Origin of the sequence: Pseudomonas sp. GL-RE-29, assembly GCF_019947275.1 — a bacterium.
In the GTDB taxonomy this organism is placed as follows: Bacteria; Pseudomonadota; Gammaproteobacteria; order Pseudomonadales; family Pseudomonadaceae; genus Aquipseudomonas; species Aquipseudomonas fluorescens_A.
Genome location: NZ_JAGYGD010000019.1, coordinates 1 through 23,985, shown reverse-complemented (window position 1 = coordinate 23,985; position 23,985 = coordinate 1). Strand labels below are relative to the sequence as shown.

General features: G+C 59.5%; 20 protein-coding genes and 2 pseudogenes. 7 read left to right on the top strand and 15 right to left on the bottom strand.

What is annotated here, in order from left to right; all coding sequences use genetic code 11:
• Positions 1-71 precede the first annotated feature (71 nt).
• The gene (locus KGB21_RS16755; protein ID WP_223505881.1) at positions 72-1,181 is read right to left on the bottom strand and encodes a DUF2817 domain-containing protein; all 1,110 of its coding nucleotides are present in this window, start codon (positions 1,179-1,181) and stop codon (positions 72-74) included.
• A 165-nt stretch (positions 1,182-1,346) separates the two neighbouring features.
• On the opposite strand from KGB21_RS16755, the gene ggt reads away from it, so the two are divergent.
• Positions 1,347-3,191 (top strand): gamma-glutamyltransferase, encoded by a 1,845-nt coding sequence (gene ggt, locus KGB21_RS16750; RefSeq protein WP_223505879.1) that lies wholly within the window; start codon positions 1,347-1,349, stop codon positions 3,189-3,191.
• Between the two features lie 168 nt (positions 3,192-3,359).
• On the opposite strand, the gene ddlA is transcribed toward ggt, so the two are convergent.
• The 6 genes and pseudogenes from ddlA to KGB21_RS16720 form a co-directional block, all read right to left on the bottom strand.
• Positions 3,360-4,454: a D-alanine--D-alanine ligase gene (ddlA, locus tag KGB21_RS16745; protein ID WP_223505877.1), complete on the bottom strand. Its 1,095-nt coding sequence runs from the start codon at positions 4,452-4,454 to the stop codon at positions 3,360-3,362.
• 10 nt (positions 4,455-4,464) lie between these two features.
• Positions 4,465-5,106, bottom strand: a complete 642-nt coding sequence (locus KGB21_RS16740) for a LysE family transporter (protein WP_223505875.1) — start codon at positions 5,104-5,106, stop codon at positions 4,465-4,467.
• A 53-nt stretch (positions 5,107-5,159) separates the two neighbouring features.
• Positions 5,160-5,759, bottom strand: a complete 600-nt coding sequence (locus KGB21_RS16735) for a flavin reductase family protein (RefSeq protein WP_223505872.1) — start codon at positions 5,757-5,759, stop codon at positions 5,160-5,162.
• Positions 5,760-5,899: 140 nt separating this feature from the next.
• Positions 5,900-6,337 (bottom strand): annotated as a pseudogene (locus KGB21_RS29630) (methyl-accepting chemotaxis protein); the annotation flags it as partial.
• A gap of 102 nt (positions 6,338-6,439) precedes the next feature.
• Positions 6,440-7,126: pseudogene (locus KGB21_RS29625) on the bottom strand (PAS domain-containing protein); the annotation flags it as partial.
• Between the two features lie 311 nt (positions 7,127-7,437).
• Positions 7,438-8,757 carry an MFS transporter gene (locus tag KGB21_RS16720; protein WP_223505871.1) on the bottom strand — a complete coding sequence of 440 codons (1,320 nt, stop codon included), beginning with the start codon at positions 8,755-8,757 and terminating at the stop codon, positions 7,438-7,440.
• A gap of 200 nt (positions 8,758-8,957) precedes the next feature.
• Here KGB21_RS16720 and KGB21_RS16715 point away from each other — a divergent pair, with 200 nt between their 5' ends.
• Positions 8,958-10,376 carry a short-chain fatty acid transporter gene (locus KGB21_RS16715; RefSeq protein WP_034149621.1) on the top strand — a complete coding sequence of 473 codons (1,419 nt, stop codon included), beginning with the start codon at positions 8,958-8,960 and terminating at the stop codon, positions 10,374-10,376.
• A gap of 37 nt (positions 10,377-10,413) precedes the next feature.
• Here the strand turns inward: KGB21_RS16715 and KGB21_RS16710 are convergent, their stop codons facing one another.
• Positions 10,414-10,758, bottom strand: coding sequence for a DUF86 domain-containing protein (locus KGB21_RS16710; protein ID WP_223505869.1), 345 nt, complete (start codon positions 10,756-10,758; stop codon positions 10,414-10,416).
• Positions 10,755-11,045, bottom strand: coding sequence for a nucleotidyltransferase family protein (locus tag KGB21_RS16705; protein WP_080758023.1), 291 nt, complete (start codon positions 11,043-11,045; stop codon positions 10,755-10,757). The genes KGB21_RS16710 and KGB21_RS16705 overlap by 4 nt, the downstream gene beginning before the upstream one ends.
• Positions 11,046-11,184: 139 nt before the next feature.
• On the opposite strand from KGB21_RS16705, the gene KGB21_RS16700 reads away from it, so the two are divergent.
• The gene (locus KGB21_RS16700) at positions 11,185-12,363 is read left to right on the top strand and encodes a hypothetical protein (protein ID WP_223505867.1); all 1,179 of its coding nucleotides are present in this window, start codon (positions 11,185-11,187) and stop codon (positions 12,361-12,363) included.
• 81 nt (positions 12,364-12,444) lie between these two features.
• On the opposite strand, the gene can is transcribed toward KGB21_RS16700, so the two are convergent.
• Positions 12,445-13,089, bottom strand: a complete 645-nt coding sequence (gene can / locus KGB21_RS16695) for a carbonate dehydratase (RefSeq protein ID WP_034149624.1) — start codon at positions 13,087-13,089, stop codon at positions 12,445-12,447.
• A gap of 169 nt (positions 13,090-13,258) precedes the next feature.
• Between can and KGB21_RS16690 the strand changes: the two genes are divergently transcribed.
• Complete coding sequence (locus tag KGB21_RS16690; protein ID WP_223505865.1) at positions 13,259-13,663, top strand: serine kinase/phosphatase; 405 nt, start codon at positions 13,259-13,261, stop codon at positions 13,661-13,663.
• Positions 13,664-13,775: 112 nt separating this feature from the next.
• Here KGB21_RS16690 and rimI read toward each other — a convergent pair whose 3' ends face one another.
• Positions 13,776-14,228, bottom strand: a complete 453-nt coding sequence (gene rimI, locus KGB21_RS16685; RefSeq protein ID WP_223505863.1) for a ribosomal protein S18-alanine N-acetyltransferase — start codon at positions 14,226-14,228, stop codon at positions 13,776-13,778.
• Positions 14,221-14,967, bottom strand: coding sequence for an energy transducer TonB (locus KGB21_RS16680; RefSeq protein WP_223505947.1), 747 nt, complete (start codon positions 14,965-14,967; stop codon positions 14,221-14,223). Before KGB21_RS16680 ends, rimI begins: the two co-directional genes overlap by 8 nt.
• A gap of 207 nt (positions 14,968-15,174) precedes the next feature.
• Here KGB21_RS16680 and mksB point away from each other — a divergent pair, with 207 nt between their 5' ends.
• Genes mksB through mksF form a run of 3 tightly spaced genes read left to right on the top strand, consistent with a single transcriptional unit; the run spans position 15,175 to position 19,980 of the window.
• On the top strand, positions 15,175-16,452 hold the full coding sequence (gene mksB / locus KGB21_RS16675) for an Mks condensin complex protein MksB (protein ID WP_223505861.1): 1,278 nt from the start codon (positions 15,175-15,177) through the stop codon (positions 16,450-16,452).
• Positions 16,442-17,143, top strand: a complete 702-nt coding sequence (gene mksE / locus KGB21_RS16670) for an Mks condensin complex protein MksE (RefSeq protein WP_034149629.1) — start codon at positions 16,442-16,444, stop codon at positions 17,141-17,143. Before mksB ends, mksE begins: the two co-directional genes overlap by 11 nt.
• Positions 17,140-19,980, top strand: coding sequence for an Mks condensin complex protein MksF (mksF, locus tag KGB21_RS16665; RefSeq protein ID WP_034149630.1), 2,841 nt, complete (start codon positions 17,140-17,142; stop codon positions 19,978-19,980). Before mksE ends, mksF begins: the two co-directional genes overlap by 4 nt.
• Before the next feature lie 211 nt (positions 19,981-20,191).
• Here mksF and KGB21_RS16660 read toward each other — a convergent pair whose 3' ends face one another.
• The 3 genes from KGB21_RS16660 to KGB21_RS16650 are packed head-to-tail and all read right to left on the bottom strand — an operon-like array spanning position 20,192 to position 23,757.
• A complete protein-coding gene (locus KGB21_RS16660) occupies positions 20,192-22,495 on the bottom strand; it encodes an intermembrane transport protein PqiB (protein WP_223505859.1) in 2,304 nt (767 codons plus the stop codon).
• Positions 22,488-23,111: a paraquat-inducible protein A gene (locus KGB21_RS16655; protein WP_034149632.1), complete on the bottom strand. Its 624-nt coding sequence runs from the start codon at positions 23,109-23,111 to the stop codon at positions 22,488-22,490. The genes KGB21_RS16660 and KGB21_RS16655 overlap by 8 nt, the downstream gene beginning before the upstream one ends.
• Positions 23,098-23,757: a paraquat-inducible protein A gene (locus tag KGB21_RS16650; RefSeq protein ID WP_034149633.1), complete on the bottom strand. Its 660-nt coding sequence runs from the start codon at positions 23,755-23,757 to the stop codon at positions 23,098-23,100. Before KGB21_RS16650 ends, KGB21_RS16655 begins: the two co-directional genes overlap by 14 nt.
• Positions 23,758-23,985: the final 228 nt, after the last annotated feature.

Here is a 23,985-nt window from a genome sequence, read left to right as displayed (position 1 = left end):
TTTATGCCCCGAGAAAAGCGGCTCCGAAGTACAGCCCGGTCTTGGCTCACCGGGCCATAGCAAATACCGCTTCAGGATCGCGTCGCTGCCAGCGCCGACAACGCCCGCTCCCATATCTGCCAGGTGCGCAGCCAGACCATGGCCTGCCAGTCGCTGTCCGCAGGATAAAACTGCTCGAGCAGATTCAGTTTGATTTCACGCCCCACAGCATCGTTCGGATTACCGTGCAGGTGTAGCCAGTGGTCATCGCGCAGATGACGATGCACGTCCGGCCCCGGATACGTCCCGCATTCGATAACGAATGGCATCAACCGCACCTGCGGCAATGCGTTGATCAAAGCCTGCGAGGTATAACCCGTGGCAGTGGCCGCCACGCCGGTTTCGCTCAGGGTGTCTGCACCGGTTTGCAAAGCGAAGAGCCACGGGCCATAAATCGCCTGGGCGTCGCTCAGCGCCGGATAGGCTGCTTCGGTAATCGTCAGCAACATCGGGTGACCGTAATCCCCTGCACCGGTGTGCAAGTCAAAGCACATGGCGACTTCAGCATGGGCGACGTGCTTTTGAATAATCTGGTGCAACGTACGGTTCGACCAACTCGGCGCCCGCCCGCCGTAGAACAATCCATCGGGATGCGCATGCTGGCCACCTTCGACAATCGACATCACCGCCGGCCAGCCATGGGCGCGGATTTGCGCATCAAGCAAGGCATCGGCGCGCTCACGCTCGGGACCTTTCAATTGAGCGCAGGCATAGATTTCATGAAGGTCGTTATAAGCCTGGTTGTCCGGCAGCGGCCTGTCGAAGTTCAGGTGATTGCGGTTCAGGTCGATGTTGTCTTCGTTGACCCGACGCAACCACGCCATGCCCCAGGGGTTGATCGAATGGATCATCACCACTGCGACATCTGCTGGTAACGAACGCTTGCCCAGCTCCTGCAACCATTTGATCTGGCACCCCGAGCCATAGAAGCCTTCCACACCATGGGTGCCGCTGAGCGCAATTAACAGGCGTTTGGCAGCAGGATCGCCGAGTACCGCGACGTCCGTGCTCAGCGGCTCGTCAAAAGGACCGCGGAGCGAGTGTGGATACTCGGTCAGCGTCGCCCCTGCCGCGCTCGCTGCCGCGAGGAACTGTTCACGCTGGGATCGGTAGCTGGGCTGGGTCGGGAACTCGGTCTGCATGATTGCCTCTTGTTGAATTTCTGGCTTTGCCGATAGCAACGACCCTACAGAAAATTCCTGCGCTGAAGAAGGACAAAAGCCTCTTGGAGCCGGGACCCGGTTTGCGTCACTCGGTGGTGGCCGATAAAGTCCACGAACCCTTTTCCAACGGACGGAGTGCCCCGCGTGTTCTCAGCCTTCTATTTGAGCCGCTATCGCCTGTCAGCGTTGTCGCTGATCGCCGCCACATTGACCCTGGCGGCCTGCAACGCCCCGCCCTCTTCACCTTCGGTATCGACGCTGCCCGTCGCGCCGGAAAACGCTTCGGGTTATCGCACCGACCTACAAACCCGTCACGCCTCGAAACACATGGCCGCCGCCGCTAACCCACTGGCGGCCGAAGCCGGACGGGAGATGCTGCGTCGTGGTGGTTCGGCCATCGATGCCGCGATTGCGATGCAAGCTGTGCTGACACTGGTCGAGCCGCAATCCTCGGGCATCGGCGGTGGTGCGTTGATCGTGTTTTGGGACGGTAAAAAGGTGCGCACTTACGACGGCCGCGAAACTGCACCGGTCGGCGCCACCGAGAAACTTTTCCTGCAAGCCGATGGCACACCGATGCCGTTCACCCGAGCGCAGATTGGCGGACGCTCGGTGGGCACGCCAGGCGTGCTGCGAGCCCTTGAACTGGCGCACCAAAAACACGGTCGCCTGCCTTGGGCCCAGCTGTTCGAACCGGCCATCAAACTGGCCGAGCAAGGCTTCGCCATCTCGCCACGCCTGCACCTGTTGATCGCCTCTGATTCGTCGATACGAAAATCCCCGGACATGGTGGCTTACTTTCTGAATGCCGATGGCAGCCCGAAAGCCGCCGGCACCTTGTTGAAAAACCCGGCACTGGCTGCCGTGTTCCAGCGCATTGCCAAAGAAGGGCCGGATGCTTTGTACAAAGGCCCCATCGCCCAGGAAATCGTGGCCAAGGTTCAGGGTCACGCCAACCCCGGCAGTCTGTCGCTGAATGACCTCAAGGACTACAAAGCCAAGGAGCGCGCACCGCTGTGTACCGACTACAAGCGCTGGCAGGTCTGCGGCATGCCACCGCCGTCGTCGGGCGGGATTGCCATGGCGCAGATCCTCGGGACGCTGCAAGCCCTGGAGACACGCGATAACCGCTTCGCCCTGGCGCCGATGACACCGGTCAAAACCACCGCCCCCGCGGGCATCGAACCGCGGCCCGAGGCCGTGCACCTGATATCGGAAGCCGAGCGCCTGGCCTATGCCGACCGCGCGCAATACGTGGCCGATACGGACTTCGTGCCGGTGCCGGTCAAAGGCCTGGTGGATCCGGCTTACCTGGCCAGCCGCGCCTCGCTGATCGGTGAGCGCAGCATGGGCACCGCCAAACCCGGCACGCCACCGGGCATTCAAGTCGCCTACGCACCGGATCGTTCGCCACTGCGCATTTCCACCTCACAAGTGGTGGCGGTCGATGACGAAGGCGGCGCGGTATCCATGACCACCACCATCGAATCCGGGTTCGGCTCCCACGTGATGGTTCAGGGATTCCTGCTCAACAACGAATTGACCGATTTCTCGTTCATCCCCGAAGAGAACGGCCAAAAGGTCGCCAACCGTGTAGAGCCGGGCAAACGCCCGCGTTCGTCCATGGCCCCAACGCTGATCTTCGACCGTCAAAGCGGTGAATTCCTCGCCACCCTCGGCTCACCCGGCGGCTCGCAGATCATCGAGTACGTCGCCAAATCCACCATCGGCCTGCTCGACTGGAACCTGGATCCGCAAGCGGCCATCAACCTGCCCAACTTCGGCAGCCGCAACGGCCCGACCGAGCTGGAACGCGGCCAGTTCAGCCCGGCGCTGATTCAGACGCTGAAGGACAAAGGGCACAGCGTGAACGAAATCGATATGACCAGCGGCACACAGGCGATTGTTCGGATCAAGGATGCGCAGGGGAAAGCGTCACTGGCCGGCGGGGCCGATCCTCGGCGTGAAGGGGAAGCGCTGGGGGATTGAGTCGCAAACACGGTGAACCTGTAGGAGCTGCCGCAGGCTGCGATCTTTTGATCTTGCTTTTACAAATCAAAGTCAAAAGATCGCAGCCTGCGGCAGCTCCTACAAGGTGACAAATCAACCTACAAAATCATTCTGCCGGAGCGGGCATGACGCGATGTCCCGTCCCGCTCAACGACTGATCTTCAGTGCCTGCCGGGCCCGATGTTTTTCCAGGGCCAGCTCAATCAGCCGCGTGACCAATTCACTGTAGGTCATTCCGGCAGCCTGCCACAGTTTCGGGTACATGCTGATGCGGGTAAAACCGGGCAGCGAATTGATTTCGTTGATCAGCACTTCGCCGCTGTCGGTCAGGAACACGTCGACTCGCGCCAGCCCGGAACACCCTAGGACCTGGAACGCCTCGACAGCCATGAATCGAATGCGCTCGCTGGCCTCGACACTGATGTTGGCCGGGACCACCACTTCAGCCGCATTGTCGTCGATGTACTTGCTGTCGTAGGAATAGAACCCGCTTTTCACCACGATTTCACCGCAACCGCTGGCGATGGCGTCTTCATTACCGAGCACCGCGCATTCGATCTCGCGGCCGCTGACCGCAGATTCGACCAGCACTTTCTCATCGAAGCCCAATGCCAGTTCGACCGCTGCCACATATTCGGCTTCGTCGGTGACCTTGCTCACGCCCACGGAAGAGCCCTGGTTCGCCGGTTTGACGAACAGCGGCAAACCCAGTTTGTCGCTAACCTTTGCGAATCCGTGACGCGCCGCCGTGGCGCGGGTCAGGGTCACGAACGGAGTGACCGCCAGCCCGGCGTCACGCAACAGACGCTTGCTGATGTCTTTGTCCATGCACACTGCCGAGCCGAGCACATCGGAGCCGACAAACGGCAGATCGGCCATGCGCAGCAGACCTTGCAAACAGCCATCCTCACCCAGAGTGCCGTGGACAATCGGAAAGATCACATCGACGTGCCCCAGCAATTCCTGACTGGAAGTTTCGACCAATTGCTGACTGGCCTTGCCCGGCACGACAGCCAGTTCACGGTTGGATTGATTGAGAGCGATCAGCGCCGGGTTCTCCTGGTTCAGCAGGAAATTCGACGGGTCGTTGAGGTGCCAGTGACCTTGCTTGTCGATACCGATCAACACCGGCTCGAAGCGCGAACGATCCAGTGCATCGACAATGTTTTTCGCCGATTGCAGCGACACTTCATGCTCCGCCGATCGGCCACCAAAGATGATGCCTACACGCAGTTTGCTCATTCAAATCACCTTAACGATTGGCCACCAGATGCGCGCCGAACAGCAGGTAGCAACTCCCTGCGAAGCGATCCAGCCATTTACGGGAACGGACGTACGCACCCGCCACACGACGACTCGAAAACAGTAGCGCGACGCTGCAATACCAGCTGAAAGACAACGTCGCCATGGTCAGCACTGCCAGCGCCAGCAACATGGGAGGCACAGTCGCCGGCATGGCGGTGGCAAAGATTGTCGCGACGAACAATGCGGATTTGGGGTTGGTCATGTTGCCCAGGAAACCCTGGCCATACACCGACAGCAAGGTGCGCCGGGCACCATCAATCGCACCCCCCTCGTTCATCACCGTCGCTGGCGTGCGTCTGAACTGCTTCAAGCCCAGGTAAATCAAGTAGCCGCCGCCGGCAATCTTGAAACTCAGATAAAGCGTCGGTGCGGCGCTGAACAACGACTTGATGCCCAGGCCACCCGCCAGCCCCCAAAGCACGGTGCCCGTCGCCACACCGAGTGCGGCCACAACGCCGTGACGCTTGGAGTGACTGGCGGCCAATTGCGCGATATTGAAAAAATTCGGCCCGGGCGTCACCACCGCGACCGTCCACAACAATGCCAGCGACAACAGCGGTGCGGCGTAGCTCAGAAATCCTGTTTCCATGGTTCAGGCGCCTTCTTGGCTGAAGAAAATGCGGGGCATCGGCAAGCGCTACCTTAAGGCTGCAACGTCTTGCCGTCCACCGGCTCACCGATGGTCAAAAAGTGCCCGCCCGCGACATGGTGCAAAGTGCGCAACGGGTCCTGTCCTTCGAAATGCCAGCGCCCGTCACTGAACACGCGCTCGTCCGCTTGCGCGGCAATCACTTCGGCCAGGAACAGGTCGTATTGCTGATGGTTATCAGGCTCTGGCAATAGTCGGCACTCCAGCCAGGCGACACAGCCGTCGAGCATCGGTGCTTCGATCAACTCGGCACCGAAGGTCGGCAAGCCGTAGATCTGGAATTTATCCAGCCCTTGGGCACGGTTCAGTTCCAGGCCTGACGTCGAGCCCACGGTTTGCACGATATCGGCCTGGGCCGCGCAAGGAACGTTCAGCACGAAGGTGCCTGAGGCTTCGAGCAACTGTCGAGTCCAGGTGGACTTGTCGAGTACGACGGCGATTTTTGGCGGTTCGAAATCCAGTGGCATGGCCCAGGCGGCGGCCATGATATTGCGCTGGCCGTCATGGGCCGCGCTGACCAACACGGTCGGCCCGTGATTGAGCAGACGATAAGCCTTGGGCAAAGGGACCGGACGGCGATGGGAGGCGCTCATGGAAGTCTGCTCCTTGGGGAAAAGAGCCGATTGTAGCGATATCCAGATCTGAAAAGATCGCAGCCTGCGGCAGCTCCTACAAAGGAATGTAGACCCCTGTAGGAGCTGCGGAAGGCTACGATCTTTTGACGGTCAGGACATCAAGTCGCTAACTGATTGGCAAACTGCCCCACCGCATTCACCACTTTCTGCGCGCCGTCCTGGATCTCGACGATTACGGTGCCGGCTTCCGCCGCCAACGCCAGGCCCTGCTCTGCCTGGAGCTTGCCGTCAGTCATCAGGGCCACGGCGTTGCGGGCCATGTCCTGGTTCTGACGTACAACGAGGACAATTTCATCGGTGGCCTGGCTGGTGCGCGAAGCCAGTTGCCGGACTTCGTCCGCCACCACGGCAAAACCCCGCCCCTGCTCACCGGCGCGAGCCGCTTCGATGGCCGCGTTGAGCGCCAGCAGGTTGGTTTGTTCAGCAATGCCGCTGATGGTCTTGACGATGGTGCCGATCACCAGCGACTGCTCATTGAGCGCTTCGATACCGTCGCCGGCGGTTTGCATGTGTTTGGCCAGGTCACGCATCACGTCCACCGCCTGCGTCACCACGGCGTTGCCGCGCTGGGCGCTCTGGTCGGTTTGCTGAGAGGTGCTGTAGGCAATGTTGGCCGCTTCAGCGACGGCTTGCTCCTGATTGACCTGATCGGTAATCACCGTGGCGAACTTCACCACTTTGTAGAGATTGTCGTTGGCATCGGTCACCGGATTGTAGGACGCCTCCAACCACACCGTACGACCATGGCTGTCGATGCGTTTGAAACGTCCAGCCACGTATTCTCCCGAGTTCAGGCGACGCCAGAAGTTCTGGTACTCAGCACTGTTCTGCTCTTCCGGCAGGCAAAAGGTACGGTGATGTTTGCCTTTGATCTGCGCCAGGCTGTAACCCATGCCACTGAGGAAGCGCTCGTTGGCGGTCAGCACGTTGCCATTGAGGTCGAATTCGATCACCGCCGTCGAACGTACCAGCGCACCGATGAGATTTTCATGCTCGCGGGAGGCCTCGATGGTGCGGGTCAGGTCACTGGAGAAAATCGAGAAATGCTTGATCCGGCCGTTTGCGCACCGCACCGGTTGCACGATTGAACGCAACCACGCCTCCTGGCCATTGCCGCGCAGCAGACGAACAGCGCCAGCAAAGTGCTCACCACGGGTCAGCGCGTTACTGAAGCGCCGCTGGAATTCGTCGGATTTCACATGCTCCGGAACGATATCGTCGATGTGTCGGCCAATCAGGTCACTGCTCTTGTAGAGCATCTCGCCAAGGAAGTTCTGGTTGGCCGATTGCACCTGCCCATCTTTATCGAGGGTCAGCACGAGCATCTCGCTTTCCAGGCTTTCCTTCACTTGCAGAAGGCTGGAGAGTTCTTCGCGAAGAGCCGACAGCTCCTGCTTCAAGCGTTTATTGAACATGGGACGCACCGATGGACAGGGAGAGAAAGCGATATGCAGCCTAACCATCGGCCTTGCGGATTTTTTCTGAAGAGTGATTCAGCTTTGTCCTACAAAAATACTTTCGGCACGCAACACCTGTAGGAGCTGCCGCAGGCTGCGATCTTTTGATCTTGCTTTTATAAATCAACGTCAAAAGATCGCAGCCTGCGGCAGCTCCTACAGGGGGGAACGCGTATTCCTCATGCTTTTGCGGTGCATGCGGCCGAACAGCCGTCGATTCTCGGCATCCGGGCACCGAAGTACGCTGCGCTGCTCACACCCACCGCGCCCATCACCGCAGCGAAAATCACGCAGATCCATGGGCTCCAGGGCATCAGACCAATCAACAGCAGCGGTGTGATACTCGCCCACGCGGCGTAGGCAATGTTGTAGGTGAACGAAATACCCGAGACACGAATCCGTGCCGGGAACAGGCTGACCATCACCGACGGCACTGCGCCCACCACCCCGCAACAGAGGCCGGCAACCGCGTAGGCCAGCCCAATCCAGTCGCCGCCGTTGATCAGGCAGGTGTAGAGCACGCCGATGCCCAGCGGCAGCAGCAGGCTGTACAGCATCACCGTGCGCCAGGCTCCGATACGGTCGACCAGCAACCCGGCGAGCACGCAGCCAATGTTCAGGAAAACGATGCCCAGCGCGCTCAGCCCGAAGGTGTGGCTGGCGGTCATGCCGAAGGTTTTCTGCATCATGGTCGGAGTGATGACCACGAACACCACCACCGCCGATGTCAGCACACAGGTCAGAATCATCGCTGGCAATATGGCCAGGCGATGTTCACGCAAGACCGTGCGCAGCGGCAACTCGACGGCGGCATCGCGCCGGGCCTGCATGGCCATGAACACCGGGGTTTCGCTGAGCCAGCGGCGCAACCAGACGCCGATCACACCGAACACGCCACCCAGCAGGAACGGGTAACGCCAGGCGTAATCGAGGATTTCCGCCGGAGTGAATGCTTGCGCCAGGAACGTTGCCGTCAAGGCACCGAGCAAATAACCAAAGGTCAGGCCCGCCTGCAAGAAACCCAGGGCATAACCGCGATGGCCGGCCGGCGCATGCTCGGCAACGAAAACCCAGGCGCTCGGCACTTCACCGCCTACCGCCGCCCCTTGAAGCACGCGCAGGAGCAACAGCAGCAGCGGTGCGAAATAGCCGATTTGCGCGTAGGTCGGCATGATCCCGATCAGCAGGCACGGCAGCGCCATCATCAGGATGCTCAGGCTGAAAACTTTCTTGCGACCCAACCGGTCGGCGAAATGCGCCATCAGGATCCCGCCCAGCGGTCGCGCCAGATACCCAGTGACGAAGATGCCAAAGCTTTGCAGTAATCGCAGCCACTCGGGCATTTCCGGCGGGAAGAACAGCTGGCTCAAGGTCAGGGCAAAAAATACGAAAATGATGAAGTCGTAGATTTCCAGCGCCCCGCCGAGGGCCGCTAGCCCGAGGGTCTTGTAGTCCGAGCGGTTGAACGGCGTCGGGCGCGAATCAGTGTTGGCAGTCATGAAAAGAACTCTGGCACAGGCAAAAACCAAGGCGCCCATGGTCTACGCAAACGCGCCGGCGGACAACCCGTTAGACCAAAGTCCCATAGCCGCAAAACAGGCCCGCAAAAAACCTCTTCTTGATTTACTGTAAGCGCCTGTCCAGACGGGCCGCCAACGCCCCGAAGACCACAATAAACATAAAAATCCGAGGTACTCCCGTGGCCGCTGATATCGAAGATAGCCGCTCCGCCCGCTTTGCCCTGCGCTGCTCAAGTTTTGCCGAACGCTGGTTCCCCGACTCCTGGGTGTTTGCCGCGCTGGCCGTGATTATTGTCGCTTTGGCCACCATGGCCATGGGCGCCAAACCCACCGATGCCGCGATGGCGTTTGGTGATGGTTTCTGGAGCCTGATTCCGTTCACCATGCAGATGGCTTTCGTGGTGATCGGTGGTTACGTAGTCGCCAGCTCGCCGCCAGCGGTGAAGCTGATTGACCGCTTGGCCAAGCTGCCGAAGAACGGCCGCTCCGCTGTGGCCTGGGTGGCGCTGATTTCCATGGTCGCGTCGCTGCTGAACTGGGGTTTGTCGCTGGTATTCGGCGGTTTGCTGGTGCGCGCCCTCGCCCGCCGCACCGATTTGAAGATGGACTATCGCGCCGCCGGTGCCGCCGCGTATCTGGGTCTCGGCGCGGTGTGGGCCTTGGGCTTGTCCTCGTCGGCGGCCCAGTTGCAGGCCAACCCGGCCAGCCTGCCACCGTCGATTCTGTCGATCACCGGGGTGATTCCTTTCACCCAGACAATCTTTCTCTGGCAGTCCGGCGTGATGCTGCTGGCGCTGGTCGTGATCTCGATCATCATTGCCTACGCCACCGCCCCCGGCCCGAATTCGGCACGTGACGCCAAAGCCTGTGGCGTTGACCCAGCCTTCAACCTGCCGCCCTTGCAGCCACGCACCCGTCCCGGCGAATGGCTGGAACACAGCCCGCTGCTGACCATTTTGCTGGTGCTGCTGGCCGCCGGATGGCTGTTCCATGAGTTCTCGACCAAACCGGCGATCAGCGCGATTTCCGGGCTTAACACCTACAACTTCCTGTTCATCATGCTCGGCGCCCTCCTGCACTGGCGTCCGCGCAGCTTCCTCGACGCCGTGGCCCGCGCGGTGCCGACCACCACCGGCGTATTGATCCAGTTCCCGCTGTACGGCTCGATCGCCGCGTTGATGACCACGGTCAAGGGCGCCGATGCGCAAACCCTGGCCCATCACATCTCGACGTTTTTCGTCAGCATCGCGTCCCACGACACCTATGCGCTGCTGATGGGCGTGTACTCGGCGATCCTCGGTTTCTTCATCCCGTCCGGCGGAGGCAAGTGGATCATCGAAGCGCCGTACGTGATGCAAGTGGCCAATGACCTGAATTACCACTTGGGCTGGGCCGTGCAAATCTACAACGCCGCGGAAGCCCTGCCGAACCTGATCAACCCGTTCTACATGCTGCCGCTACTGGGCGTGCTGGGATTGAAGGCGCGGGACTTGATCGGATTCTCGTTCGTGCAATTGCTGGTGCACACGCCGATTGTGCTGTTCTTGCTGTGGGCGCTGGGGACGACGCTGGCGTATATACCGCCGGTGATGCCGTAACACTAAAATGAATGCACCTGCCGCAAGGCGGGTGCAATCAGGATTGATCGGTGGGCAGCACTTTCAGCAGTTCAGGCAATGCCGCTTGAACCGTCTCCCACACCACCTCAAGGTTAATATCGAAATAGCCATGGGCAATGCGGTTGCGCATACCTCGCATGCTGCGCCATGGCACTTGGGGATTTGAAGTGGTGAACTCTGCGTAGCGATCCATGAGTTTGGTCGCTGCCTCACCAATAATGATGAGGCTCATGATGACCGCTTGCTGCGTCCGCTTGTCATCAAGGAAATCTTCTTTACTCAGCCCTTCGACAAAGACCAGCGCATCGCCAGCAGCCTGGCGCATATGCTCAAGGTAATCGTCGAGCCGGTGATCATTCATACGGGCCGTGCCTGTTCGAGTACTTGTTGACGAAACTTCAATGGAAGGTCTCCGGGCGTCAGCAGATCAACCCCTACGCCCAACAATTCCTCAAGCTCGACCTGCAGCCCGCCAAGATCGAACAGCGTCGCTCCAGGCAGGGCATCGACCAGCAGGTCAAGATCACTCCCTTCATGATCCGTCCCAAGTAATACCGAACCGAAAACTCGAGGGTTGGATGTCCGAAAACGGCTTACAACCTCTCGAACGGCTGCTCGTTGCAAATCAAGCGCGGCAGAGGGCTTCATGGTTCACCTTTGATGAAAGCTATATTGGCCAGTCTAGCAGTGCTCGGGAGTGGCAAACACTGCAATACTCAGACTACGGTTGTTACACACCATGTACGGCCTCCCCTGTCCAAGGCCCCACGCTGAAAAGGATCTGAGCATGCTGAAACTCGCAGGACTCACCCTCGCGGCCCTCACCCTGAGTGCCGCCGCCCACGCCGATATCTACGTGAAGCTGGGCAACACCGAACGCGTCACCCGCCTGTTTGCTTATCCCAACAACTGCAGCGTGATCTGCTTTCGCAACTGGACGCTGGAGCAGACCGTGGAGCATTACCTGACCCAAAGCCTGCAGCGCGATGGTTATGGCGCAGCGAAGGTTATGGTCAAAACCGATAACAATCAGCTCTTCGCCGTACTCAGCGGCGTGCCCAATGGCTATGAGAAACCGCTGGAAGCGCTGCTCGAGGCCGGTGATCTGGCCTACAACGGTGCCAGCAAACTGAATGCCGACGGCAAGTGGGCCTATAGCTGGCATTTTTTCCTGCCCCTGGGCATGCCACTGGAAAACCGCAGAAGCGTAGAGCTGCTGCACTTCCCACCCGATAATTCATTGACCCAGGCCCAGGATTACCTGAAGTCTGCCACGACCGATCGCTGGGCTTCGTTGCTGACAGTCAATGGCGTACCCACCGAGCAGACGCCGAATTACCAGACCATCATCGATATCGCTCCGATTGCCGCACCCGCCAACGCCGGCAAGGATCTACTGTCTGTCTATGGCTACTTCACCGACTACCAGACCAGCATGGTCAAGAGCATCAGCCAAAAGGCCAACGGCGACACATTGCCGATGGTCGCCTTCGGTACACCGGTGCGTGACTGGATCAAGCAGCAGTACGGGCCGACGGTGAACGTATTGGGATTGGTGAGTATCAGCCCGAGCGACGGACTGAAAGTGCCCGTGTTGGGTGCCAACCACCCGAGCTACATTTGGTACGCCGCCGACCCTGCCAATTACACTGGCACGAGCACCGAAGCCAAGGCCAAGGCTGATGCTGCAGGGCTGAAAGTGATGGCACAGGACCTGAGTGCCGCGTGCTGGCAAGCCGCAATGGGCCGCGAAACTGACAGCAATGCTGACATCGAGCTGAGAAGTTGCACGCAAACCTGGCAAGTAGCCCAGAAAGACAAAACCTGTGCGCTGTTCTACACCTCGGTCCGCAACCTGACACCTGGACAAGCCGCAGGTAAATGCGCATCAGCAACGATCCAGGCCCAGCTCAAACAACTCAAGGCACCCGCGCCAGCGACTACGCTTCCCGCTCCATGGCTGTAAATCGCCGTCAGCTGACGGAAGGCGCCGACGGCCAGATGTTGTTGCAACACTGGCGTCGGCAAAGCCTCTGAATGAGAAGGCTTACAACTTCTCGACCGGACGCAGGCGGTACTGCGGCGGCAATTGCTCGAAACCGCTGATGGTGGTGTTCAGGCTTTTCCAGCGACCGTCCTTGATGCCGTAGATGCAACCGTGGATCGACAGGCTCTGCCCACGATGCCAGGCGTTTTGCACAATGCTGGTATGGGCGACGTTGGCCACTTGCTGAATCACGTTCAATTCGCAGAGGCGGTCCACCTGTTCCTCTTCGGTGGCCAGTTTGGCGATCTCTTCGCGTTTCTCGTAGTACAGATCACGAATCGAACGCAGCCAACCGTCGATCAGGCCGAACTGGCGATCCTGCATCGAGGCGCGCACGCCGCCGCAACCATAGTGGCCGGTGACGAGGATGTGTTTGACCTTGAGCACGTCCACCGCGTACTGAATCACCGACAGGCAGTTAAGGTCGGTGTGCAGCACCACGTTAGCCACGTTGCGGTGTACGAACAGGTCGCCGGGCAACATGCCAACAATCTCGTTCGCCGGTACACGAGCGTCGGAACAGCCGATCCACAGGTACTCTGGCGTCTGCTGACGAGCCAGTTTGGCGAAGAAGTCAGGATCTTCTTTGGTGATCGCGTCAGCCCAGCGCTCGTTGTTATCAATCAGATCTTGTAATTCGTTCATGCAATGAAGCCTCGGTAATGATGCGCTGCTTTGACAGTCGACCGTCCGTCGAGGTCACGCGCTTAATGCAGATACCCGTCTGATGCGTTCACTCGCCGCTCCATGCCAGTGGAATTCTCTGATGCCCAGTGGGTCCACCCTAGTAAGGCCCACAGTATGAGGAAATGCCATGACTGATTCACGACGTCCTTACGATGCGGTGCAACCGGAGCCCATCGATGACAACGAAGACCGCATGGGCTCGATGCATGAGCTGGATTTCGACGAGGAAGAACCCAGCGCCAAGATCGGCGACGAACTGCCTGAGAATGAACGCGAACAACTGATGCCGCGGCAGCGCGTGCGTGAAGCCGGGATGACTGGCGCCTCAACTACCGACCATGAACCCACCGACGATGACCTGAGCCCGGAAACCCTGATTCGCGAAGATGGCGCCCGTGATGCCCATGAAGCCGGCAAAGGTGATCAGGCCGATTGGGACTTGAGCGTTGTCGATGAAGATGACATTGGCGGTGGTAACGGGCTGGATGAAGCGGAGATGGCGCAGCAAGATCCGCTGGACCGCAAGCGCTGAGAGTTGCCCATGTAGGAGCTGCCGAAGGCTGCGATCTTTTGATCTTGCCCTTAAAAAACAAAATCAAAAGATCGCAGCCTTCGGCAGCTCCTACAGGGAAATGACACGCTGCTTAATCCACCAATGTGCAGGCCATGACCACCGCATCTTCGCGCCCACCCACCGCCGGGTAGTAATCCCGACGCCGGCCAATCTCGTTGAAACCGTACCGCTCGTACAACTTGAACGCCGGAGTATTACTGTCGCGCACTTCCAGAAAACACTCCCGCGCCTCAGCCTTGTAGGCGATCGACATCAAATGCTCCAGCAGCTTCAAACCCAGGCCACGGCCCTGATTCTCCGGTTTAACGGTGATGTTCAGCAGATGCGCCTCATCCAGAATGATCTGCACTACACCATGACCGACCTGCTGGTGCCCTTCGAACATCAGCCAGATCTGATACTTGCCCAGGCCGTCGAGAAAAATCCCGCGGGTCCACGGGTGGCTGTAGGCGGCGTATTCGATTTTCAGTACAGCTTCCAGGTCCGCCTCGGTCATCGGGCGGAACGATACAGCGTCACTCATTCGATTCTTTCCAGCGCGCCATCAGCCGACGCATGGCTTGCCAGACATCAGCCTTACGCTGTGGCTCTTCCATTAATAATTCCAGGCCCGGCAAGGCCCAGACCGAGCCCAGGCCTTCGACCTGGAGTTCACGGTTGAAGGATTCGGCGTCCGCCTCACCGGCAAAACGCACCGCCGGCAGGCCGATCAGCCACAAGCAGACGCACGGTGCGTCTTCCAGCCTGGCCGAGAGAAAACCTTGCACGAAGTCGCGCGCCGCTTCCGGACCTTGATCCATGGTGCCCCGCACCAGCAGCGGCCAGCGCACCGGCTCGCCGACGATCTGCGGGCTGTCCGGCAGACCGGCGGCGCGCAGCATGTCTTTGAGAAGCAAGTACGCGGGGTCGCGGGTCTGGAACGCTTCGCCTGTGGGTAACTCCACCAGCAGCAAGCATCGCCCGGCGCGCAACAGTTGCAGGGCAAAACGCGGTGGCGGAACTGGCGCGACCTTGGAGACGGCCGGTGCCTCTTCGACCTCTTCCACCGGTTTGGCCCCGGTGCGCGTGCTCGCCATTGATGGCCGCGGCACCTCGATTTTAACCCGCTCGGCCGGTTTGATCACCGGTTCTACAGGCGCTTGCGCCTCAGGTGCAGGCGCTACCGGCGCAACGATCAACGGCTCGAGCGGCTCCAGCAACTCGGGCCGCGACGGCGCAGCAAAGGGCAATTCGGTGCGCGGCAGCCAGTTGACCACCTGCATGGCGGTCAAATAGGCGCGGCGACGGGACTCGATAAGCAAAGGTCGGCCACTTGTGGATAACTAAAGTGCGGTGATTCTACCGCCCTTCGCTCAAGATCGCCTGCTGTTGATCGATAAGAAAAGCGACACTCCGTCCCGAGAGTGAATCGCATCGCCCCTGATGCAGTACAATCGCGGCTTTTAATCGCCAACCAGCCGGCCATTCCGATGATCGAACCCAAGCGCGTCTTGCGCGCCCTCGCTGAACACTGGGCACTTCTGGAGCCACTGTGCGAGCACTTCGACCAAGGCACATTGAGCCTCAACGAATTGCGTTCACAGTTGGCCGCCCAGCAACTCGACAGTACGCCGCAGGACATCACCAGCCTGCTGGATGTGTGGATTCGCCTCGATATTCTGGTTCCCGTGGCCAAAAGCCCGAACCGTTTCGAGCTCAACGCGCAGATCCACGACTTCCTCGCCTACCTGCGCCGTGAACACCGACTGGGCCTGTGCCTGGAAATCGAAGCCTATCTGCGCCACCTCGAGCGACTGGCCGGCTACATCCAGGATGCCTTCGACATCCGCGACGGCAACGATTTGGCTCGTCAATTGCGCCTGCTCGACATGCGCGTTCGCGACGTATTGAAGAAGCTCGACAACGACGAACAGGCGCTGGTGGCCGTGGCCGAACGCGCCAAGACCAGCGACCGACAGATCCCGTTGCGTCAGCGTTACGCTGAAGTGTTGGCGACCTGGGACGAATACGTCGAACCGATGATCGATCTGGTCAACGCCGACGGCGCCTTCGAACAAGGCGTGCGCAAAGTCGAAACCGTGTTGCTGAAGATGCTCAGCGAACAGCAACGCCTCGGCCACCTGGTCGACGACGACATGCTGCTGCGCACCCACGCGCGCATTCTCGAAATGCAGACCAGCGCCCAGCTGACCCTGCGTCACGCCCGCGAACTGCTGCTGCCGCTGCGTGAAGAAGCGCGCCGCCACAACGCCGTGACCCGTGGCGCAGCGCTGGCCTTGTCGATGATCCGGCGCAAGGGCATCGACGCCGTGCCGCAAGCGGCGATGCCGATGTTCACCCGCCCGCAAAGCACCTTCCTCGGCAGCGCCAGTCAGGTTGAAGCCTACGTTTACGCCCTCGCCCGTTTCGAGCCGAAACCGGCACGATTCCCCAAGGCGCACAAGACCAAGGGCGGCGATGCCCCGCGCGCACCTCGCACGGTTCGCGAGATGCTCGAGCGCTGCGAAGACGCCCTGCCGATGCCGGACCTGATGACCTGGCTGCTGGAGCAGGAACCGGACGGCGCCACCGACGAATTGCTGTACTGGTTCTCGCGCCTGTCCCGGGAAAAACGCTTCACGCGCGAGCGCCTGGAACGTCGCGACTACTACACACACGAGCATCAGGTCAGCCTGCGCTCCTTCGCCCTGCTCTCGGCCGGTGATGACGCCACCGAGAATTCTGCGAGCACCCCAAATGCATCTTGATCTATCCGAACTGTCCCATCTGGCACCGATCTTTCGCGAGCTGTTCAAGGGTTACCACGTCAGCCGCCGCGATCCGGAGTTGTACGCGCAGTTGTCTAACTTCCAGGACCAGTACCGCACGCTGTTCAAGGCCCTGGGCTTTGAACTGGTCTGCGACACCCGTGGTTTCTACTATTTCGTACCGGACCTCGCTGCTGCGGCGGTGAACAAGACTGCCCAGCGTCTGGCGCTGTTCACCTTTATCCTGGTCGAGCACCTGGCCGATCAGGGCCGCGACCCGATCGCCGTGCTCGACGGCGGCAGCCTCGGTCGCGATGAATTGCCATCGCTGCTGGAGAAGTACCGCGACCTGTTCATCCAGGCCGAAGTACAGACCCAGGACGAGCTCGAAGAAAAGATCATGCGCCGCATGACCCAGCTCGGTTTCGCCAGCGAGGAAAACGGCGTCTACCGTTTCCTGCCGCCGATGCACCGCTTCCTTGATGTGTGCCTGTCGGTGCAGCAAGACCGTGATCTGGCCGCCAGCCTGCACAGCGTCCTGCCATTGCCGGTGCCGGTGCTGATCGACGAAGACAGCGACGAAAAACTGCTGCAGACCGACGATCCGCTGGACCTCAGTGAGTTCGAAGGCGAAAGCGAAGAAGACGCCTTGGCCCGCGCCATCGCCGAAGAACAGGAGCTCGACGCATGAGCAAGGAACGCTACGGCATCCGCCGCTTTGCCCTTTTGAACACCGCCGGCTACAGCCTCGGTTTGTTCCCGCTGGAAGAGCCGCTGTCGGTCTACGGCGCGAACAACCTCGGCAAGTCCGCTTCGATCAACGCCTTGCAGTTCCCGATCCTGGCGCGCATGTCGGACATGAGTTTCGGCAAGTACAGCCTGGAACAATCCCGTCGTTTCTATTTCGCCTCAGACACCAGCTACATTCTGGTCGAAGTCTCGCTGCCCCACGGCCCGCACGTGATCGGTGTGGTCGGGCGCGGCCCGGGCGGTGGTTTTGGTCACCAGTTCTTTGCCTATGCCGGCAAACTGGACCTGGCTCACTACCAGAAAAACGACACCTGCCTGCGTCAGAAAGAGCTGTTCACCAACCTTGAGCGCGAAGGCCTGAAAGCCTACGAACTCAAGCCTGATGAACTGCGTCGTCTGCTGGTCGGTGGCCATACGTCCATTCCGCTGGACCTGACGCTGATTCCGCTGCGTTCCACCAGTGAACAGAGCCTGAAGACTTTCCGCGCGCTGTTCATCAACCTGCTGCACATGCGCGAAATCACCGCGGCCAAGCTCAAGCAACTGTTCCTCGATGCGTTCGAACACAGCCTGCGATCCGGCAGTGTCGATTACATCGCCGCGTGTGAAGAAGCCTTCCGCGATGTACGACGCATGGAGCAGGACTACAACTCCCTCGTCGCCGCCGGTCCATTGGTCGAAGCCTTGGCCAACGGGGTGAAACAACGCGACATCCTGCGCGGCAAACTGCACCGGATCTCGCCATTGCTCGACTCGCTGCTCGGTACCTGGTCGGATTACGCCAGTGCGCGCAAGGAAGAGCTGACCATTCAGGCCGAGCACTACCGCAACGAGCAGGACGCCCTGCAAAACGATCAACGCGGCGGCACTCAGGAACTGATGCGCCTGGAGCGGGAAATCTCCGGCATCCAGCGCTGGCTCGGCGAGTTGTCGGTGCTCAAGCATCGCTTCGCCCTGGTCGATGACGTCAAGGTGCTGGAGCAACAATTGCTCGCGGCCAAGGACGCTCACGATGAACTGGCCGGTGCGCTGGCACAGTCCCGTCAGTTCAGCGCCGAAGACCTGGAAGAACGCCTGCGCGATCTGGAAAAACGCCTGAAGTCGGTCAAGCAGCAACTCGATCACGCCGATAACAACAGCTATGCCCGCCTGCGCGAGGAGTTCTCGCAACAGGACGTCGAGCGATTGATGCGCCTGTTCAACAGCGCACTGTTTAGCCTGCCGCTGGGCGAGCACGGCATCACCCTGGACGAGAACGGCGATTGGGTGAAATCCGTGGAGCTAATCCTCGACGGCTTCAAGGGCGAGCGTTTCGAAGTGCCAGGGCTGTCCATCGACATCTCGCACATCGAGCCACCGGCTCTGCAAGCACTGGCTGACCGCGCCGCGTTGCGCGACCAGAAAGAGCGCCTGGAAAAAGAACTCAAGCAACTGAAAACCCAGCAAGCCGTGGCCGCCGACCGCGCCGCGAGCAAGACCCAGACCGAAGCGCTGTACCAGCAAGTGCTGGATGCGCAGAAAGCCCTGGAGGATTTCCGTCGCGCACAAACCCTGAGCGCCGAGGAAGGCGACAAGCTGGAACAGCTGGCGCAGATGGAAGCCGCGCAGGACGAATTGAAGCGTTCCAGCGACGCCTTTACCGAACGCGTCCAGCAGCTGTCGGCCAAGCTGCAACTGGTCGGCCGCCAGATCGGCGACATGGAAGCCAAGCAACGCACCCTCGACGACGCCCTGCGCCGTCGCCAGTTGTTGCCGGCAGACCTGCCATTCGGCACGCCGTTCATGGACCCGATCGACGATTCCATGGACAACCTGTTGCCGCTGCTCAACGACTATCAGGACAGCTGGCAAGGGCTGCTGCGCGCCGACGGCCAGATCGAAGCGCTGTACGCACAAGTCCGCCTCAAAGGCGTGGCCAAGTTCGACAGCGAAGACGACATGGAGCGTCGCCTGTCACTGCTGATCAACGCTTACGCACACCGCACCGACGAAGCGCTGACCCTGGGCAAGGCTCGTCGTGCCGCCGTGACCGACATCGCCCGGACCCTGCGCAACATCCGCAGCGACTACGACAGCCTCGAACACCAGTTGGCCCTGTTCAACCGCGAGATCAACAAGCGTCAGGTTTCCAACCTGCAAAGCTTCCGTATCGTGCTCGCGCCGAACAAGGAAGCGCTCAAGCATATCGATCAGATCATCCACAGCGCCGGTCAGTACGAAGAAGGCGAAACCCTGTCGGTGTTCGACCTCAGCCAGAGTGCGGAACAGGACAACAAGAACGAGGAAGCCAAGGAATACCTGGCTCGGCTGGTGGCTGCCAACCACAACCAACTCGGTCTCAAGGACTTGTTTGAACTGGCATTCGAGATCACCAAGGTCAACGGTCAACCGGTGATCCATACCGACATCGACGGCGCCGCCTCCAACGGCACCACCATGACCATCAAGGCACTGACCAACATGTACTTGTTGCTGCACTTGATGGACCGCGACCTGGCCGGGCGCGTGCGCTTGCCGTACTACCTCGACGAGGCCGCGGACATCGACGAGAAGAACCAGGCTGCCTTGCTGGAAACCAGCCTGCAACTGGGCTTCGTGCCGATCCTCGCAAGTGTGAAGCCGCAAGTCTGCGCCAGTGTCGCCATCGACCTGGAAGGCGGCAGCGGCCCGGCCGGCATCTACATCGACGAGGCGGACTGGAAGTACATCCGTCGTCACGATCAGGTGAAGGCAACGGTCATCGAACAAGCAGACGAGCCGGAGCTGGATGCGGTCTGACGCTTGAAGCGAAGGCAATAAAAAGGCCGCGATCCAATGGATCGCGGCCTTTTTCATAGGTGTGTCATTTAGCTTTGCTGTGAACTTCTGGGCCTCTTCGCGGGCAAGCCCGCTCCCACAGGGTTACCGGTTGGTCACAGATTCTGTGTACACCGCAACTTCCTGTGGGAGCGGGCTTGCCCGCGAAGGCGCCATCACAGACGCCAGAAAACTACTTACCGAGTGAAATTTTCGGCGCCCAAGTCAGCCATTCCTCTTCAAACTTGTCGAACAGCGGGAACGTCTGCGCCGGTCGCGCCACAGTGCCCATACGCTCACCGTCCGGCGTGGCAAACGCAACGCCACCCTGAATCATGGTTTCCAGCGATTCGGTCCGCACCGTCGCTCCTCTGAACAGGCCGACATCAAAGTCAAAACCACTGGTGTTCCAGAAACGCGTGCCACTGCGCACCAATGGCGCGTACTTCGGCTCGATCAGGATGTGAATCAGCACCCGGTCCGCGGTCTGGCCCAGTTCATATCCCGTCACCTTGCCCACGGTGATTTCACGATAGGTCACCGGCACACCCGGTTTAAGAGACCCACGGCGAGCAGCGCTCAATACCAGGCTCAGCCCGGCTTCTTGTTTGGCCGACTCTGGTGGATTGGCCAAGGCCACGAAGTTTTTCTGCGGCCCCAGGTTCTTCGCTGCGGGCTGCACTTCGATGTATTGCCCGGTCACCAGGGTTTCCAGATTGGAGGTCTTGATCAGACCCAGTTCAGGCTTGACCACCCAAAACTCACTGCCAACCCGCGCAATACGCTCAGGCACTTCGGTGACGCGCGCCGTCAACAACACTGATTGCAAATCACCACTGAGGTCGACGCCCTCAATCTTGCCGACATCCAGACCCTTGAAACGAATCGGCGTACCGGCGCGCAAACCATCGGCGCGGTCGACCTTGATCGTGATCACCTCGCCTTTTTGCGTGGCGTCTTCATGGCTGGCGAACAGGCGGAAACGTGGAATGCGCTTCTGCAACGGCGCCTTGGCTACTGGTGTTTCAAAGGCAATGCCGCCGGCCATCAGGCTTTGCAGCGATTCGCTTTTAACTTGAATTCCACCGGTCAGCCCACCCGTCAGCGTGATACCGCTGGCGTTCCAGAACCGCGTCGAACCGTTGACCAGATTTTCATATTCCTTCTCGATGTGGACACCGATCACCAATTGGTTTCGCTTGCGTGAAAATTGATAGCTCTGAACCGAGCCCACCTTGACCTGTTTGTAGAGAATCGGACTGCCGACCTCTAGCGAGCCGAGATTGTCGGTGAACAACACCAGATGCAGACCCGGCGAGCGCAAGTCCAGCGGCGGCGCCTTGGGCCGAGCGACGAACTCACGTTGCGGCGCAGCACCTTTATCCCCAGGGCGGACGGCGATGTAGTTACCCTTTACCAACGCTTCAAGTCCGGTGATCCCCGCGAGGGAAATAGAGGGTTTCACCACCCAGAATTGAGTGCCGTCGACCAGGTAATCCTCGGCCAAAGGGTCTAGCGTCAATTCAGCACTGGCGGCAGTCAGGTCGGCATCAATCTTGAGCGCCTTGAGCGTGCCGACCTGAATGCCCTTGTACATGACCGGTGTGCGACCGGCTTGCAGGCCTTCGAAGTCACTGAGCTTGACCTTGACCTTGATCCCGGCCGCAGCCGCATCGAAGTCTTCATAGAGACGGAAAGGCAGGCTCGGATCTGTCGGCGGGCTGTCCTTGCGGTTCTCCGGCGTAGCGAACGCAATACCGCCGGCAACGATGCTGGCCAGGGACTCGCTGCGCACTTTCACGCCCGACAGGTTGGCGTCGATGCTGATGCCGCTGGCGTTCCAGAAACGCGTGTGTTTGCGCACCAGTTTGGCGTAGGTCGGCTCGATGAATACTTTAAGTTCGACGGTGCTTTGGTCTTCGGAGAGCACGTAGCTTTTGATCTGACCGACCTTGATTTGCTTGTAGAACACCGGGCTACCACGATTGAGCGAGCCTAGGCGATCGGCCTTGATCGTCAGGTGCAGTCCAGGCTGGGCATCGGACAGCGGTGGTTCTTCGGCCAGCGCCTTGAACTTGCGGGTGGGCTCGCCTTCGCCCGGGCTGATCGCAACGTAGTTACCCGAAACCAGCGTCTCCAGCCCAGTGATACCAGCCAGCGTCACGCTCGGTTTGACCAGCCAGAAGCGCGTACTGGTGCGCAGGTATTGCTCAACGTCCTTGTTCATCTCGACAGTGGCAATCACACCTTTGGAAGTGCCTTCATCATCGAGCTTGAGCGCCTTCACCTTGCCGACCGGCATGCCTTTGTAAACAACTTCGGTCTTGTTGGCTTGAATACCTTCGCCACTTTCGAAACGGACCTGAACTTCGATGCCCGTCTCGTTATAGGCACGCCAGCCGAGCCAGCCGCCGATGATCAAGGCAATCAGGGGTAACACCCAAATGGCAGACCAGTTCGAGGCCGGTCGGGTTTTCGCTGTAGGCAAATCAGTCATGGTCGTCGTCCGACTCCGTGTTATCCCAAATCAGTCGGGGATCGAAAGTTACTGCGGCAAGCATTGTCAGAATCACCACGCTGGCAAAGGCGATGGCGCCAAGATCAGCTTCGATACTGGCGAGCCGTCCAAAATTCACGAGTGCCACCAGGATGGCGATCACAAAAATATCGAGCATCGACCAGCGGCCAATGAACTCGATAAAACGATACATCCATATGCGCTGCCGAGCCGAAAGTGGCTGGCGTCGCTGCACGGAATACAACAGCAGTGCGATGCCCACGAGTTTGAATGTGGGCACAAGAATACTGGCGATAAAGACCACGGCGGCAATTGGAATCATGCCGTGCTGAACCAGTTGGATGACACCCGACATGATGGTGCTGGGGTCCCCCTTGCCCAGGGAGCTCACGGTCATGATCGGCAGCACATTGGCTGGTATATAAAGAATGGCGGCAGTGATCAGCAATGCCCAGGTGCGCACCAGACTGTTCGGGCGCCGGGCATGAACCAAGGCACCGCATCGAGTGCAGACCTGTTCATCGGTATCAGCTTCCTGCTTGTTCAATTCATGGCACTCCGCACAAACCAGAATGCCTGCATCAATCGCCCGCATGGGCATCCTCTCCTGATAGAGCCTGCCAGATCTGGTGAGGCGACATCACGACCTCCAACCAGACCTGGACCAATAACAAACCGATGAAACATGCCAGCCCGAAACCTATGGTCATGGCTGCCATATCTGCCAGCTTGACGATCGCTACCAGCACGCCCATGAGGTAAACCTCGAGCATTCCCCAATCTCTTAGATGGTGATAAATGCGGTAGAGCAGCAAACCGTAACTGCGCCCGATATCAAGACGAATACTCAGCAAGACAGCCAGTTGGCAAAGCAGTTTGAGTAACGGGATCCCCATGCTGCACAGGAACACAATCACCGAAACGCTCTGCATGCCTGTATTGAACAGGCCCACAACGCCGCTCCAGACGGTGTCTTGCGAAGATTGCCCGAGTAGATTGAGCTGCATGATCGGTAAAAAGTTCGCAGGAACGTACAACAACAATGCAGCGATAACCAAGGCAAGGCTGCGCTGCACGACATTGTGTCGATGGGCGTAGAGCTCGTAACCGCAGCGCGGACACAGGGCTTTTTCGCCATGGGCGAGCTCGGGCTTGCGCATCAGCAAGTCGCACTCATGACATGCCACCAAATCGTCCAGCGGTAATTCTGACAGCCTGGAGGCGTCAACCGGATCTGGCATAAGGACTCTGACTCCAAAAAAGTAGGGCTTATTCTAGTGGCCTGAGTCAAAAATAACTGTGCAATTTGTGCAAGGAAAGGCAATGTTTTCCTGCGGACAAAACAAAACCCCAACTGCTTTCGCAATTGGGGTTTCGGAATTTAATCTTGACGATGACCTACTCTCACATGGGGAAACCCCACACTACCATCGGCGATGCATCGTTTCACTGCTGAGTTCGGGATGGGA

Bases quoted from the DNA above. Each gene is read 5' to 3' on its own strand.
- KGB21_RS16720 (WP_223505871.1), bottom strand. From the start codon at position 8,757: ATGACTGCCAACACTGATTCGCGCCCGACGCCGTTCAACCGCTCGGAC.
- KGB21_RS16710 (WP_223505869.1), bottom strand. From the start codon at position 10,758: ATGAATGATCACCGGCTCGACGATTACCTTGAGCATATGCGCCAGGCT.
- KGB21_RS16705 (WP_080758023.1), bottom strand. From the start codon at position 11,045: ATGAAGCCCTCTGCCGCGCTTGATTTGCAACGAGCAGCCGTTCGAGAG.
- mksE (WP_034149629.1), top strand. From the start codon at position 16,442: ATGCATCTTGATCTATCCGAACTGTCCCATCTGGCACCGATCTTTCGC.
- mksF (WP_034149630.1), top strand. From the start codon at position 17,140: ATGAGCAAGGAACGCTACGGCATCCGCCGCTTTGCCCTTTTGAACACC.
- KGB21_RS16655 (WP_034149632.1), bottom strand. From the start codon at position 23,111: ATGCGGGCGATTGATGCAGGCATTCTGGTTTGTGCGGAGTGCCATGAA.
- rimI (WP_223505863.1), bottom strand. From the start codon at position 14,228: ATGAGTGACGCTGTATCGTTCCGCCCGATGACCGAGGCGGACCTGGAA.
- KGB21_RS16660 (WP_223505859.1), bottom strand. From the start codon at position 22,495: ATGACTGATTTGCCTACAGCGAAAACCCGACCGGCCTCGAACTGGTCT.
- KGB21_RS16755 (WP_223505881.1), bottom strand. From the start codon at position 1,181: ATGCAGACCGAGTTCCCGACCCAGCCCAGCTACCGATCCCAGCGTGAA.
- KGB21_RS16740 (WP_223505875.1), bottom strand. From the start codon at position 5,106: ATGGAAACAGGATTTCTGAGCTACGCCGCACCGCTGTTGTCGCTGGCA.
- ddlA (WP_223505877.1), bottom strand. From the start codon at position 4,454: ATGAGCAAACTGCGTGTAGGCATCATCTTTGGTGGCCGATCGGCGGAG.
- can (WP_034149624.1), bottom strand. From the start codon at position 13,089: ATGAACGAATTACAAGATCTGATTGATAACAACGAGCGCTGGGCTGAC.
- KGB21_RS16700 (WP_223505867.1), top strand. From the start codon at position 11,185: ATGCTGAAACTCGCAGGACTCACCCTCGCGGCCCTCACCCTGAGTGCC.
- KGB21_RS16680 (WP_223505947.1), bottom strand. From the start codon at position 14,967: ATGCAGGTGGTCAACTGGCTGCCGCGCACCGAATTGCCCTTTGCTGCG.
- mksB (WP_223505861.1), top strand. From the start codon at position 15,175: ATGATCGAACCCAAGCGCGTCTTGCGCGCCCTCGCTGAACACTGGGCA.
- KGB21_RS16735 (WP_223505872.1), bottom strand. From the start codon at position 5,759: ATGAGCGCCTCCCATCGCCGTCCGGTCCCTTTGCCCAAGGCTTATCGT.
- KGB21_RS16690 (WP_223505865.1), top strand. From the start codon at position 13,259: ATGACTGATTCACGACGTCCTTACGATGCGGTGCAACCGGAGCCCATC.
- KGB21_RS16650 (WP_034149633.1), bottom strand. From the start codon at position 23,757: ATGCCAGATCCGGTTGACGCCTCCAGGCTGTCAGAATTACCGCTGGAC.